We start from the raw sequence: 13,020 nt of genomic DNA, 5'->3' as shown, positions 1-13,020 counted from the left end.
CTGACCATCCGACGCCCGCGACACGCCCGGGTTGCACGCATGGTGGATCCGTGGCAAACTAGTCCAGTTCAGTACTTCGGACGAGCGTGCCTGTGCGCGCTCCGGCGAATCACTGCCAGGTAGTGCATAGGAGCTCCCAGACGCGGCAACGCGACAGGGATCGAGCCTAGGCCGCGGGTAGCAGAACACCAATCACTTCATCGCAATCCAGGTCGTAGCAGTGCTACGCCCAGCGCCGACCACGAGTCGGGGTGGAACCCGGTGGATGACCACGAGGGTCGCAAGACACCAGTGGTCGTTGACAGCAGAACAGTGGTGCGACACCAGTAGTGCCAATGGCGTGGAGCAACCGAACGTTGCAAAGCGCACGATATGCGTCCAATACGGAGCGATCCGCATGACGCGAGACAGAGAGTGAGTCACACATGGCGGGACAGAAGATCCGCATCCGACTGAAGTCGTATGACCATGAGGTCATCGATACTTCGGCGCGCAAGATCGTCGACACGGTCACCCGTGCAGGCGCAACCGTCGTCGGCCCGGTGCCGCTTCCGACGGAGAAGAACGTGGTCTGCGTGATCCGTTCGCCGCACAAGTACAAGGACAGCCGGGAGCACTTCGAAATGCGCACCCACAAGCGTCTGATCGACATCATCGACCCGACCCCGAAGGCCGTCGACTCGCTCATGCGTCTCGACCTGCCGGCGGACGTCAACATCGAGATCAAGCTCTGAGCTCGGTAGAGACGGAAGGAAGACATGTCTAACACGAAGACCAGCAAGGGTCTGCTCGGCACCAAGCTCGGCATGACCCAGGTGTGGGACGAGAACAACAAGCTCGTCCCCGTCACCGTCATCGAGATCACGCCCAACGTGGTCACGCAGGTTCGCACCCCCGAGGTCGACGGCTACGACGCCGTGCAGATCGCGTACGGCCAGATCGATCCCCGCAAGGTCAGCAAGCCTGACGCGGGTCACTTCGACAAGGCCGGCGTGACGCCGCGTCGCCACCTCACCGAGGTCCGCACCGCCGACGCATCCGAGTACTCGCTCGGCCAGGAGCTCACCGTCGACGGTGTCTTCGAGGCCGGCCAGAAGGTCGACGTCGTCGGCACTTCGAAGGGTAAGGGTTTCGCCGGTGTCATGAAGCGTCACAACTTCAAGGGCATGGGCGCATCTCACGGTGCTCACCGCAACCACCGCAAGCCGGGCTCCATCGGCGCCTCCTCGACCCCGAGCCGTGTCTTCAAGGGCATGCGCATGGCCGGTCGTATGGGTGGCGAGCGCGTCACCGTGCTGAACCTCCGGGTTCACGCGATCGACGCCGATAAGGGCCTGCTGCTCGTCAAGGGTGCCGTTCCCGGCGCTCGTGGCCGTATCGTATTCGTCCGCACCGCAGTGAAGGGAGCGTAGTTCCATGGCTATCGCTACTCTCGACGTGCTCGACACCAAGCTCAAGAAGGCCGGCACCGTCGACCTTCCTGCCGAGGTGTTCGACGTTCAGACCAACATCCCGCTCATCCACCAGGTGGTCGTCGCGCAGCTCGCTGCCGCCCGCCAGGGGACGCACAAGACCAAGCGCCGCGGCGAAGTGTCCGGTGCCGGCCGCAAGCCGTTCAAGCAGAAGGGTACGGGTAACGCTCGTCAGGGCTCCATCCGTGCACCTCAGATGACCGGCGGTGGCATCGTCCACGGTCCAGTGCCCCGCAACTACGCACAGCGCACCCCCAAGAAGATGATCGCCGCGGCTCTCCTCGGCGCCCTCTCCGACCGCGCACGCGGCAGCCGCCTGCACGTCGTCGACTCCCTCTCGATCGGTGAGAAGCCGTCGACGAAGGCCGTGTCCGAGTACCTGACGAACGTCGCTTCCTCGAAGCACGTCCTGATCGTCCTCCAGCGCGACGACGAGCTCAGCCTCCGCAGCGTCCGCAACCTGCAGAACGTGCACGTGCTGTCGTACGACCAGCTGAACGCATACGACGTGCTCGTCTCCGACGACATCGTCTTCACCAAGGCCGCCTTCGAGGCATTCGTCGCCAGCAAGACCGGCAACACGGCCGCAACCGAGGAGGTCTCGGCATGACCGCGATCAACAAGGACCCCCGCGACGTCATCTTCGCGCCGGTCGTCTCCGAGAAGAGCTACAGCCTGATCGACGAGGGCAAGTACACCTTCCTCGTCGACCCGCGCTCGAACAAGACCGAGATCAAGCTCGCCATCGAGAAGATCTTCGGTGTCGAGGTCGCTTCGATCAACACCCTCACCCGTCAGGGCAAGACCCGTCGCACCAAGTTCGGCACCGGCAAGCGCAAGGACACCAAGCGCGCCATCGTGTCGCTCAAGTCGGGTTCCATCGACATCTTCACGGCTGTTGGCTAAGACGGCCGGGAACGAAGAGGAATAAGAAATGGCTATTCGTAAGTACAAGCCCACGACTCCTGGTCGTCGCGGTTCGTCTGTCGCGGACTTCGCGGAGATCACCCGCACCACGCCGGAGAAGTCGCTGCTTCGTCCGTTGTCGAAGACCGGTGGTCGCAACAACCAGGGCCGCATCACGACGCGTCACATCGGTGGTGGCCACAAGCGCCAGTACCGTCTGATCGACTTCCGTCGCAACGACAAGGACGGCGTCAACGCCAAGGTCGCTCACATCGAGTACGACCCCAACCGCACCGCGCGTATCGCGCTGCTCCACTTCGTGGACGGCACCAAGCGCTACATCCTGGCTCCGAACAAGCTCAGCCAGGGCGACGTGGTCGAGTCGGGTGCCGGCGCGGACATCAAGCCCGGCAACAACCTGCCGCTGAAGAACATCCCCACCGGTACGGTCATCCACGCGATCGAGCTCCGTCCCGGCGGCGGCGCGAAGATGGCCCGCTCCGCGGGTGCGTCGGTGCGTCTCGTCGCGAAGGACGGCCCGTACGCGCAGCTCCGTCTGCCGTCCGGTGAGATCCGCAACGTCGACCTGCGCTGCCGCGCCACCATCGGTGAGGTCGGCAACGCCGAGCAGTCGAACATCAACTGGGGTAAGGCCGGCCGTAAGCGCTGGCTGGGCGTCCGCCCGACCGTCCGTGGTGTCGCGATGAACCCGATCGACCACCCGCACGGTGGTGGTGAGGGCAAGACCTCCGGTGGACGTCACCCGGTCAGCCCGTGGGGCCAGAAGGAAGGCCGCACGCGCCACCCCAACAAGGAAAGCGACAAGCTCATCGTTCGTCGTCGTACCGCCGGCAAGAAGCGTAAGTAGGAGTAAGAGAAGATGCCACGCAGTCTCAAGAAGGGCCCCTTCGTCGACGACCACCTGCTCCGCAAGGTCGTCACGGCGAACGAGGCCAACAACAAGAACGTGATCAAGACCTGGTCGCGTCGATCGATGATCATCCCGGCGATGCTGGGTCACACCATCGCCGTCCACGACGGTCGCAAGCACATCCCGGTGTTCGTCACCGAGACGATGGTCGGGCACAAGCTCGGCGAGTTCGCGCCCACCCGCACCTTCCGTGGACACGTGAAGGACGACAAGAAGGGCCGTCGCCGCTAACGCGGTGACGTGAAGGAGGAAGAGAAATGGTGGAGTCGATCGCCCGCGTGCGACACATCCGCGTCACCCCCCAGAAGGCCCGTCGTGTCGTCGCGCTCATCCGTGGCAAGCAGGCTCAGGAGGCCTTGGCCATCCTGAAGTTCGCACCACAGAGCGCCAGCGAGCCCATCTACAAGCTCGTTGCCTCGGCCATCGCGAACGCTCGCGTCACGGCCGACAAGGACAACGTGTTCCTTGACGAGCAGGACCTGTACATCGCGAAGGCGTACGTCGACGAGGGTGCAACCCTCAAGCGTTTCCGTCCCCGCGCACAGGGCCGCGCGTTCCGCATCCTCAAGCGCACCAGCCACATCACAGTCGAGCTCTCGACGCCTGATGAGACTGCCGGCGCTGCCAAGGCCAAGAAGGTGAGCAAGTAATGGGTCAGAAAGTCAATCCATACGGCTTCCGTCTGGGAATCACGACCGACCACGTGTCGCGTTGGTTCTCCGACAGCACGAAGAAGGGTCAGCGTTACAGCGACTTCGTCGCGGAAGACGTCAAGATCCGCCGTCTGCTGGCGACCTCGCTCGACCGCGCTGGTGTCAGCCGCATCGAGATCGAGCGCACCCGTGACCGCGTCCGCGTCGACATCCACACCGCCCGTCCGGGCATCGTGATCGGTCGCCGTGGCGCCGAGGCCGAGCGCATCCGCGCCGACCTCGAGAAGCTCACGAAGAAGCAGATCCAGCTGAACATCCTCGAGGTCAAGAACCCCGAGGCCGACGCTCAGCTCGTCGCGCAGGGCATCGCCGAGCAGCTCTCCGCACGTGTGGCATTCCGCCGCGCGATGCGTAAGGGCCTGCAGGGCGCTCAGCGCACGTCCACCGTCAAGGGTGTCCGCATCCAGGTGTCCGGCCGCCTCGGCGGCGCCGAGATGAGCCGTTCCGAGTTCTACCGCGAAGGCCGTGTGCCGCTGCACACCCTCCGCGCGAACATCGACTACGGCTTCTACGAGGCGAAGACCACGTTCGGCCGTATCGGCGTGAAGGTCTGGATCTACAAGGGCGACATCACCAACAAGGAGCTTGCTCGCGAGCAGGCCAACCAGAAGTCGACGCGTCCGGAACGTCGCGACGGTGGCGACCGCCCCCGTCGGAACGCCGGTCCGAGCAGCGCCCCCAAGGCAGCTGCCGAGGCGCCCGCCGCCGCAGGAGTTGAGGCATAACCATGTTGATCCCACGCAAAGTCAAGCACCGGAAGCAGCACCATCCCGGCCGTTCCGGCCAGGCGACCGGTGGCACCAAGGTGTCGTTCGGTGAGTTCGGTATCCAGGCCCTGACGCCCGCTTACGTGACCAACCGTCAGATCGAGTCCGCTCGTATCGCCATGACGCGTCACATCAAGCGTGGCGGAAAGGTGTGGATCAACATCTACCCCGACCGTCCGCTGACCAAGAAGCCCGCCGAAACCCGCATGGGTTCCGGTAAGGGTTCGCCCGAGTGGTGGGTCGCGAACGTCAAGCCGGGTCGTGTGCTGTTCGAGGTCGCCGGAGTCGATGAGACCCTGGCCCGCGAGGCGCTGACCCGTGCAATCCACAAGCTGCCCCTCAAGGCACGCATCATCAAGCGCGAGGAGGGCGACGCATAATGGCGATCGGATCCAAGGAGCTCACCCCCGTCGAGCTCGACACCTTTGAAGACCAGCGCCTCATCGAGGAGCTCCGCAAGGCCAAGGAAGAGCTGTTCAACCTGCGCTTCCAGTCGGCCACGGGGCAGCTCGAGAACCACGGCCGCCTGCGCGCCGTGAAGCGCGACATCGCTCGCATCTACACGGTCATCCGTGAGCGCGAGCTCGGCATCCGGGCCACGCCGACCGTCGAGGTCGTCGAGGCCAAGGCCGAGAAGAAGACCAAGAAGGCCAAGGCCGCACCGAAGTCCGAGGACACCGCTGCAGCCGACGCCGAGACCACGAAGGAGGCCTAGACATGGCTACCGCTACTGACAAGGCCCCCGAGGGTCACGAGTCGGCCGAGCACGACGTCAAGGACGCCGCTGCTCGTGGCTACCGCAAGACCCGCCGTGGTCTGGTGACCAGCGACAAGATGGAGAAGACCATCGTCGTCGAGGTCGAGGACCGCGTGAAGCACCCGCTCTACGGCAAGGTCATCCGCCGCACCTCCAAGGTCAAGGCTCACGACGAGGCGAACTCCGCCGGCATCGGCGACCTCGTCCTGATCAGCGAGACCCGCCCCACCAGCGCCACCAAGCGCTGGCGTCTGGTCGAGATTCTCGAGAAGGCCAAGTAGGCCTCGCGGCTTACTGAGAGGAAAGCGAACAATGCTTCAGCAAGAATCACGAGTCAAGGTCGCCGACAACACCGGCGCCAAGGAGCTCCTGACCATTCGCGTGCTCGGTGGCTCCGGCCGCCGCTACGCGGGCCTCGGTGACACCATCGTCGCGACCGTCAAGGACGCGATCCCCGGTGGCAACGTCAAGAAGGGCGACGTCGTCAAGGCGGTCATCGTCCGCACCCGCAAGCAGACCCGTCGTTCCGACGGTTCGTACATCAAGTTCGACGAGAACGCCGCTGTCATCCTGAAGGCTGACGGGGACCCCCGTGGTACCCGCATCTTCGGACCGGTCGGTCGCGAGCTTCGTGACAAGAAGTTCATGAAGATCGTCTCGTTGGCGCCGGAGGTTATCTAAGTCATGGCAAAGATCAAGAAGGGCGACCTGGTTCAGGTCGTCTCCGGCCCGAAGCAGGACCGCGGTGGTTACCGCGGCAAGCAGGGTCGCGTCATCGAGGTCCTGGCGGACAAGAACCGGGTGATCGTGGAGGGCGTCAACTACGTCACGAAGCACTCCCGTGTCGGCCAGACCCAGCGTGGAACGAAGACCGGCGGCATCGAGACCGTCGAGGCTTCGATCCACATCTCCAACGTCGCGCTCGTCGACCCGGAGACCAAGGGCCCGACCAAGGTCGGCCACCGCAACGAGGAAGTCACGAAGGACGGCGTCACCAAGACGGTCCGCGTTCGTTACGCCAAGAAGTCAGGTAAGGACCTGTAATGACCGACACAGAAGTGGCGACTGGCAAAATCCAGCCCCGTCTCAAGCAGAAGTACCGCGCTGAGATCCTTCCGCAGCTGCAGAAGGACTTCGGCTTCACGAACGTGCACCAGGTGCCCGGACTCGTGAAGGTCGTCGTCAACACCGGTGTGGGCGAGGCCGCTCGCGACAGCAAGGTCATCGACGGCGCTGTTTCGGACCTCACCAAGATCACCGGCCAGAAGCCGCAGGTCACCAAGGCACGCAAGTCCATCGCGCAGTTCAAGCTGCGCGAGGGTCAGCCCATCGGCGCTCACGTCACGCTTCGTGGCGACCGCGCGTGGGAGTTCCTCGACCGCCTGCTGAGCCTCGCTCTTCCGCGTATCCGCGACTTCCGCGGTCTCTCGGACAAGCAGTTCGACGGCAACGGCAACTACACCTTCGGTCTCCAGGAGCAGTCGATGTTCCACGAGATCGACCAGGACAAGATCGATCGTGTCCGCGGCTTCGACATCACCGTCGTGACCACGGCCAAGAACGACGACGAGGGTCGCGCGCTGCTCAAGGCGCTCGGCTTCCCGTTCAAGGCGGCTGAGTCCAAGTAGGCTGAGCTTCTGCCCGGTCCTCGGTGTATGTCGAGGACCGGGCTTCCGCCCGTTCGGGGCACTCCTGCCCAGAACGGTTCAACCACCACAGGTCGGCACCCTTGCACAGGATGTCGAAACCTGGTGAACAAAGGAAACACTCGATATGACCATGACAGATCCGGTCGCAGACATGCTGACCAGACTGCGCAATGCGAACTCGGCGCACCACGACACCGTGTCGATGCCGCACTCCAAGCTCAAGGTGAACATCGCCGAGATCCTCAAGTCCGAGGGCTACATCTCCGGCTGGGAGGTCGCTGACGCGGCCGTCGGACAGACGCTCTCACTGAGCCTCAAGTTCGGCCCGAACCGCGAGCGCTCCATCGCCGGCATCAAGCGCGTCTCGAAGCCCGGCCTCCGCGTCTACGCGAAGTCGAACGAGATCCCCAAGGTCCTCGGCGGCCTCGGCGTCGTCATCCTGTCCACCTCCAGCGGCCTCCTCACGGACCGCCAGGCCGAGAAGAAGGGCGTGGGTGGGGAAGTCCTCGCCTACGTGTGGTAGCCAGTCATGTCTCGTATTGGAAGACTCCCCATCGACATCCCGGCAGGCGTCACCATCGACGTCGCCGGTCAGAACGTCACCGTCAAGGGCCCGAAGGGTGAGCTCCAGCTCACCGTCGCGAGCCCCATCGAGGTCAAGCTCGAAGACGCACAGCTGCTCGTCACGCGTCCCGACGACGAGCGCAACTCGCGCTCGCTCCACGGCCTGACCCGCACGCTCATCGCGAACCAGATCATCGGCGTCACCCAGGGCTACACCAAGGGCCTCGAGGTCGTCGGTACCGGTTACCGCGTCGCTCAGAAGGGCAGCGCCGTCGAGTTCGCGCTCGGCTTCTCGCACCCCGTCACCGTCGAGCCGCCGGTCGGCATCACGCTGACCGTCGAGGGCAACAACAAGCTCACGGTCGCCGGTATCGACAAGCAGGCCGTCGGCGAGGTCGCCGCCAACATCCGTAAGATCCGCAAGCCCGAGCCGTACAAGGGCAAGGGTGTGCGCTACGCCGGCGAGATCGTGCGTCGCAAGGCCGGAAAGGCTGGTAAGTAACCATGGCTCGTCCAACGAAGACTGCCGCACGTGGCCGTCGTCACACGCGTCTGCGCAAGAAGGTCGAGGGCACCGCGGTCCGTCCGCGCCTCGTCGTCAACCGTTCAGCCCGTCACGTGTTCGTGCAGGTTGTCGATGACACGAAGGGTCACACCCTCGTCTCCGCCTCGACCATGGAGGACACCCTCCGGACGTTCGACGGCGACAAGACCGCCAAGTCGCGCAAGGTCGGCGAACTCATCGCCGAGCGTGCCAAGGCAGCCGGCATCGACGATGTCGTATTTGACCGTGGAGGCAACCGCTACGCAGGTCGCGTGGCAGCAATTGCCGATGGTGCTCGAGAGGGCGGATTGAACCTGTGAGCGAAGACAACAAGCAGCAGCAAGAGCCTGTGGCGACCGTGGCCGAGGCCCCGGTCGAGACCGCGGCATCGACGGCGCCCACCGGCGACCGCGAGCCGCGCGAGGCGCGCCGCGGAGGCCGTGAGCGCAACCCCAACCGCGACCGCGGTAGCCGCGACAGCGACAAGAGCCAGTTCCTGGAGCGCGTCGTGACCATCAACCGTGTCTCGAAGGTCGTGAAGGGTGGTCGTCGCTTCAGCTTCACCGCCCTCGTGGTCGTCGGTGACGGCAACGGCATGGTCGGCGTCGGCTACGGCAAGGCCCGCGAAGTCCCGCTCGCGATCGCGAAGGGCGTCGAAGAGGCGAAGAAGAACTTCTTCCGCGTCCCGCGCGTCGGCTCGACCATCCCGCACCCCACCCAGGGTGAGGCAGCAGCCGGTGTGGTGCTCCTGCGCCCCGCCGCCGCTGGTACCGGTGTCATCGCCGGTGGTCCCGTCCGCGCCGTCCTCGAGTGCGCCGGCATCCACGACGTGCTGAGCAAGTCGCTCGGTTCGTCCAACACGATCAACATCGTCCACGCGACCGTCACGGCGCTGAAGCAGCTCGAGGAACCTCGTGCCGTCGCAGCCCGTCGTGGTCTCGAGTTCGACCAGGTCGCTCCGGCCCGCCTGCTCCGTGCAGAGGCAGAGGCCGTTCAGGCGGCCGCTGCTGCGAAGGTAGGTGCCTGATGGCCCAGCTGAGGATCACCCAGATCAAGGGCAGAATTAGTGAGAAGCAGAACCAGCGCGACACGCTTCGCAGCCTGGGTCTCCGTCGCATCGGTGCTGTCGTCGTCCGCCCGGACAACGCGCAGAACCGCGGCTACGTGAACACTGTTGCTCACCTCGTACAGGTTGAGGAGATCGACTAATGGCTGAGAAGAACGAAACCACTGAGGAGAAGGCCCCCAAGGCCGCTGCCAAGGCAGCTCCGAAGACGGCTGCCGCGAAGGCCGAGCCCAAGGCGAAGGCGGCCCCCAAGGCCGCTGCAGCCAAGAAGCCCGCGAAGGACGAGCCCGCTGAGAAGCGCGAGCAGGTCCTGAAGGTGCACCACCTCCGTCCCGCCGCCGGTGCCAAGAAGTCCCGGATGCGCGTCGGCCGTGGTGAGGCGTCCAAGGGTAAGACCGCCGGTCGCGGCACCAAGGGTACGAAGGCGCGTTACAACGTCAAGGTCGGCTTCGAGGGTGGGCAGATGCCGCTGCACATGCGCACCCCGAAGCTCCGTGGCTTCAAGAACCCCTTCCGCGTCGAGTACCAGGTCGTGAACCTGGAGAAGCTCGCCGAGCTGTACCCGAAGGGTGGCGACGTCACCACGGTGGACCTCGTCGCCAAGGGTGCCGTCCGGAAGAACGAGAAGGTCAAGGTTCTCGGAAACGGTGACATCTCGGTTAAGCTGAATGTCGCGGTTGACAAGGTCTCCGGCTCAGCTGAGCAGAAGATCGTGGCAGCCGGGGGCAGCGTCAAGTAGCCCTCGGCCGGCTCCGCACAGGAGCTCACTCGGGTGGCCGGCATCATGCCGGTCACCCGGGCCGACCCCGCAACATCTCACAGGAGGCCCCTTTTGTTCAGCGCCATCGGCCGGATCTTCCGGACCCCGGATCTTCGTCGCAAGATCGGGTTCACACTCGGGATCATCGCCATCTACCGGCTGGGGTCCTTCATCCCCGCTCCGTTCGTGAACTTCCCGAACGTGCAGCAGTGCCTCGCGAACCAGCAGGCCGCCGGCGCATCAGGCCTCTACGAGCTCGTCAACCTCTTCAGTGGTGGCGCGCTCCTCCAACTCTCCATCTTCGCGCTGGGCATCATGCCCTACATCACCGCGTCGATCATCGTCCAGCTCCTCCGCGTGGTCATCCCGCACTTCGAGACGCTGCACAAAGAAGGCCAGGCCGGCCAGGGCAAGCTGACGCAGTACACGCGGTACCTCACGATCTTCCTCGGCATCCTCCAGTCGACGACGCTCATCACGGTCGCCAAGAGCGGTGCACTGTTCGGCAACCAGGGCGGCGTCTGCGCCGACCTCATCACCGCCCAGGGCGGCACCTGGTACGGCATGCTCCTCATGGTCGTCACCATGACCGCGGGCACCGGCCTCGTCATGTGGATGGCCGAGCTCGTCACCGAGCGCGGCGTCGGCAACGGCATGTCGCTCCTCATCTTCACCTCGATCGCAGCCACGTTCCCGGGCTCGCTGGCCGCCATCTGGACCGCGAAGGGCCCGGAGGTCTTCCTCCTCGTGCTCGCCGTCGGCCTCGTGATCGTCGGACTCGTCGTCTTCGTCGAGCAGTCGCAACGTCGCATCCCCGTGCAGTACGCGAAGCGCATGGTCGGACGCCGGACGTACGGCGGCAACAACACCTACATCCCCATCAAGGTCAACATGGCCGGTGTGGTGCCCGTCATCTTCGCGTCGTCGATCCTGTACCTGCCGGCCCTCATCGCGCAGTTCAACCAGCCGACGACCGGCACTCCGGCGCCCTGGGTCCTGTGGATCCAGCAGTACCTCACCAAGGGTGACCACCCGCTGTACATGCTCATGTACTTCCTGCTCATCGTCGGCTTCACCTACTTCTACGTCGCGATCACCTTCAACCCTGAAGAGGTCGCCGACAACATGAAGAAGTACGGCGGGTTCATCCCCGGCATCCGTGCCGGACGCCCGACGGCCGAGTACCTCGACTACGTGCTGACCCGCGTGACCCTGCCCGGATCGATCTACCTGGGGTTGATCGCCCTCCTGCCGCTCATCGCGCTGGCCCTGGTCGGTGCGAACGCGAACTTCCCGTTCGGTGGGGCCTCGATCCTCATCATCGTGGGTGTCGGACTCGAGACGGTCAAGCAGATCGACTCGCAACTCCAGCAGCGCCACTACGAAGGGCTCCTGCGTTGAGCGCGGCGGCCGGCAAGCCCCGTCTGCTCATCGTCGGTCCTCCGGGATCCGGCAAGGGCACCCAGGCGGCCTTCCTCGCGGAGCGCTTCGACATCCCCGCGATCTCGACGGGCGACATCTTCCGCGCGAACATCAAGGAGGGTACGGCGCTCGGGAAGCAGGTCCAGGCGATCGTGAGCGAGGGCGGGTACGTCCCCGACTCCTTGACGAACGAGATCGTCCGCGACCGGCTCCACCAGCCCGACGCCGTCGAGGGCTTCCTGCTCGACGGGTACCCGCGGACCACCGACCAGGTCGTCGCGCTCGACGCTCTGCTCGCTGAGAACGACGCGAGCCTCGACGCCGTCGTGCAGCTGCAGGCCGACACGGAAGAGGTCGTCTCACGACTCCTCAAGCGTGCCGCCGAGCAGGGTCGCACCGACGATACGGAGGAGGTCATCCGCCACCGGCTCGACCTCTACGCACACGAGACCGCGCCGCTGATCGAGGTCTTCACGGCCCGGGGGCTCGTCGTGGCAGTCGACGGTCTCGGCGAGGTCGACGACGTCACTGCGCGGATCGACGCGGCCCTCGCCGCTCGCGGCATCATCGTTCCGGCCGTCTGACGCACCGACGCATCCACCACGGTGTTCCGGAAGTCGATCTACAAGACCCCTGACCAGATCCGCGCCATGATCGCGCCGGGGCTGGCCACTGCGGCCTCGCTCGATGCGGTACGTGCGCTCGTCGCCCCCGGGGTGACGACGCTGCAACTCGACGCGGCTGCCGAGGCGGCCATCGTCGCGGCCGGCGGGCACTCCAACTTCAAGCTCGTCCCCGGCTATCGCCACACGGTCTGCACCTCGGTCAACGAGGACGTGGTCCACGGCATCCCCGGACCCCGCGTGCTGCAGGCGGGCGACATCGTGTCGATCGACAGCGGCGCCGAGATCGACGGCTGGAACGGCGACTCCGCGATGACCATCGTGCTACCCGATCCCACGCGCCCGGAGCTCGTCACCGAGCGCGAGCGTCTCTCGGCGGTGACGGAGGGCTCGCTGTGGGCCGGGATCGCCGAACTCGTGACCGCCCGACACCTCAACCAGGTCGGTGCCGCGATCGAGGAGTACGTCGAGGACCACTCACCCGTGGGGAAGCCCTACGGGATCCTCACGGACTACGTCGGGCACGGCATCGGACGCACGATGCACGAGGCTCCGCCGGTGTTCAACTACCGCGTCCGCCAGCGCGGCCCCGAAGTGAAACCCGGACTCGTGGTCGCCGTCGAACCCATGGTGGTCGCCGGGAGCCCCGACACCTTCGTCCGCGACGACGAATGGACGGTCGCCACGCTCGACGGTGGCTCGGCGGCGCACTGGGAGCACAGCGTCGCCGTGCACCGCGACGGCATCTGGGTCCTGACCGCTCACGATGGCGGGGCCGCGGCCCTCGCCGCATTCGGCGTCACCCCGGTCCGTCCAGCCTGACCGCCCGCCCGATCGCCGTCCGGA

The 13,020-nt window shown here is 65.3% G+C and carries 23 protein-coding genes; all 23 read left to right on the top strand.

Going from position 1 to position 13,020, the window contains the following annotated elements:
- Window positions 1-425: 425 nt before the first annotated feature.
- Window positions 426-734 (top strand): 30S ribosomal protein S10, encoded by a 309-nt coding sequence (gene rpsJ, locus A4X17_RS16320; RefSeq protein WP_005050520.1) that lies wholly within the window; start codon window positions 426-428, stop codon window positions 732-734.
- A gap of 24 nt (window positions 735-758) precedes the next feature.
- Window positions 759-1,412: a 50S ribosomal protein L3 gene (gene rplC, locus A4X17_RS16315; protein ID WP_064296703.1), complete on the top strand. Its 654-nt coding sequence runs from the start codon at window positions 759-761 to the stop codon at window positions 1,410-1,412.
- 4 nt (window positions 1,413-1,416) lie between these two features.
- Window positions 1,417-2,082, top strand: coding sequence for a 50S ribosomal protein L4 (gene rplD / locus A4X17_RS16310; protein WP_064296702.1), 666 nt, complete (start codon window positions 1,417-1,419; stop codon window positions 2,080-2,082).
- Window positions 2,079-2,378, top strand: a complete 300-nt coding sequence (gene rplW / locus A4X17_RS16305) for a 50S ribosomal protein L23 (RefSeq protein ID WP_056008147.1) — start codon at window positions 2,079-2,081, stop codon at window positions 2,376-2,378. The genes rplD and rplW overlap by 4 nt, the downstream gene beginning before the upstream one ends.
- Window positions 2,379-2,406: 28 nt before the next feature.
- Window positions 2,407-3,246 (top strand): 50S ribosomal protein L2, encoded by an 840-nt coding sequence (rplB, locus tag A4X17_RS16300; RefSeq protein WP_064296701.1) that lies wholly within the window; start codon window positions 2,407-2,409, stop codon window positions 3,244-3,246.
- Window positions 3,247-3,258: 12 nt separating this feature from the next.
- Window positions 3,259-3,540 (top strand): 30S ribosomal protein S19, encoded by a 282-nt coding sequence (gene rpsS, locus A4X17_RS16295; RefSeq protein WP_064296700.1) that lies wholly within the window; start codon window positions 3,259-3,261, stop codon window positions 3,538-3,540.
- A 26-nt stretch (window positions 3,541-3,566) separates the two neighbouring features.
- Window positions 3,567-3,959 (top strand): 50S ribosomal protein L22, encoded by a 393-nt coding sequence (rplV, locus tag A4X17_RS16290; RefSeq protein WP_056008137.1) that lies wholly within the window; start codon window positions 3,567-3,569, stop codon window positions 3,957-3,959.
- The gene (gene rpsC, locus A4X17_RS16285; RefSeq protein ID WP_064296699.1) at window positions 3,959-4,747 is read left to right on the top strand and encodes a 30S ribosomal protein S3; all 789 of its coding nucleotides are present in this window, start codon (window positions 3,959-3,961) and stop codon (window positions 4,745-4,747) included. Before rplV ends, rpsC begins: the two co-directional genes overlap by 1 nt.
- Window positions 4,748-4,749: 2 nt before the next feature.
- Window positions 4,750-5,169 carry a 50S ribosomal protein L16 gene (gene rplP / locus A4X17_RS16280; RefSeq protein ID WP_064296698.1) on the top strand — a complete coding sequence of 140 codons (420 nt, stop codon included), beginning with the start codon at window positions 4,750-4,752 and terminating at the stop codon, window positions 5,167-5,169.
- Window positions 5,169-5,504, top strand: a complete 336-nt coding sequence (gene rpmC / locus A4X17_RS16275) for a 50S ribosomal protein L29 (RefSeq protein WP_064296697.1) — start codon at window positions 5,169-5,171, stop codon at window positions 5,502-5,504. The genes rplP and rpmC overlap by 1 nt, the downstream gene beginning before the upstream one ends.
- A 2-nt stretch (window positions 5,505-5,506) precedes the next feature.
- Window positions 5,507-5,827, top strand: a complete 321-nt coding sequence (rpsQ, locus tag A4X17_RS16270; RefSeq protein WP_056008125.1) for a 30S ribosomal protein S17 — start codon at window positions 5,507-5,509, stop codon at window positions 5,825-5,827.
- 31 nt (window positions 5,828-5,858) lie between these two features.
- A complete protein-coding gene (rplN, locus tag A4X17_RS16265) occupies window positions 5,859-6,227 on the top strand; it encodes a 50S ribosomal protein L14 (protein WP_064296696.1) in 369 nt (122 codons plus the stop codon).
- 3 nt (window positions 6,228-6,230) lie between these two features.
- On the top strand, window positions 6,231-6,590 hold the full coding sequence (gene rplX / locus A4X17_RS16260) for a 50S ribosomal protein L24 (protein WP_056008121.1): 360 nt from the start codon (window positions 6,231-6,233) through the stop codon (window positions 6,588-6,590).
- Entirely contained in the window at window positions 6,590-7,174 is a 585-nt protein-coding gene (rplE, locus tag A4X17_RS16255; protein WP_056008119.1) for a 50S ribosomal protein L5, read from the top strand. Before rplX ends, rplE begins: the two co-directional genes overlap by 1 nt.
- Window positions 7,175-7,319: 145 nt before the next feature.
- Window positions 7,320-7,718, top strand: coding sequence for a 30S ribosomal protein S8 (rpsH, locus tag A4X17_RS16250; RefSeq protein ID WP_064296695.1), 399 nt, complete (start codon window positions 7,320-7,322; stop codon window positions 7,716-7,718).
- Between the two features lie 6 nt (window positions 7,719-7,724).
- Window positions 7,725-8,261: a 50S ribosomal protein L6 gene (gene rplF / locus A4X17_RS16245; protein ID WP_064296694.1), complete on the top strand. Its 537-nt coding sequence runs from the start codon at window positions 7,725-7,727 to the stop codon at window positions 8,259-8,261.
- Between the two features lie 2 nt (window positions 8,262-8,263).
- Entirely contained in the window at window positions 8,264-8,623 is a 360-nt protein-coding gene (gene rplR / locus A4X17_RS16240; RefSeq protein WP_064296693.1) for a 50S ribosomal protein L18, read from the top strand.
- A 38-nt stretch (window positions 8,624-8,661) separates the two neighbouring features.
- Window positions 8,662-9,330 carry a 30S ribosomal protein S5 gene (rpsE, locus tag A4X17_RS16235; protein ID WP_229939737.1) on the top strand — a complete coding sequence of 223 codons (669 nt, stop codon included), beginning with the start codon at window positions 8,662-8,664 and terminating at the stop codon, window positions 9,328-9,330.
- The gene (gene rpmD / locus A4X17_RS16230) at window positions 9,330-9,512 is read left to right on the top strand and encodes a 50S ribosomal protein L30 (protein ID WP_079001710.1); all 183 of its coding nucleotides are present in this window, start codon (window positions 9,330-9,332) and stop codon (window positions 9,510-9,512) included. Before rpsE ends, rpmD begins: the two co-directional genes overlap by 1 nt.
- Window positions 9,512-10,108, top strand: coding sequence for a 50S ribosomal protein L15 (rplO, locus tag A4X17_RS16225; protein WP_079705265.1), 597 nt, complete (start codon window positions 9,512-9,514; stop codon window positions 10,106-10,108). The genes rpmD and rplO overlap by 1 nt, the downstream gene beginning before the upstream one ends.
- Before the next feature lie 93 nt (window positions 10,109-10,201).
- On the top strand, window positions 10,202-11,530 hold the full coding sequence (gene secY, locus A4X17_RS16220) for a preprotein translocase subunit SecY (RefSeq protein WP_064296691.1): 1,329 nt from the start codon (window positions 10,202-10,204) through the stop codon (window positions 11,528-11,530).
- Window positions 11,527-12,135: an adenylate kinase gene (locus A4X17_RS16215; protein ID WP_064296690.1), complete on the top strand. Its 609-nt coding sequence runs from the start codon at window positions 11,527-11,529 to the stop codon at window positions 12,133-12,135. The genes secY and A4X17_RS16215 overlap by 4 nt, the downstream gene beginning before the upstream one ends.
- A gap of 66 nt (window positions 12,136-12,201) precedes the next feature.
- The gene (map, locus tag A4X17_RS16210; protein WP_064296749.1) at window positions 12,202-12,996 is read left to right on the top strand and encodes a type I methionyl aminopeptidase; all 795 of its coding nucleotides are present in this window, start codon (window positions 12,202-12,204) and stop codon (window positions 12,994-12,996) included.
- Window positions 12,997-13,020 lie beyond the last annotated feature (24 nt).

This window comes from Plantibacter sp. H53 (assembly GCF_001650455.1).
In the GTDB taxonomy this organism is placed as follows: Bacteria; Actinomycetota; Actinomycetes; order Actinomycetales; family Microbacteriaceae; genus Plantibacter; species Plantibacter flavus_A.
Note: the sequence above shows the minus strand (reverse complement) of the source record. Positions and strands in the feature narration are given on the sequence as shown.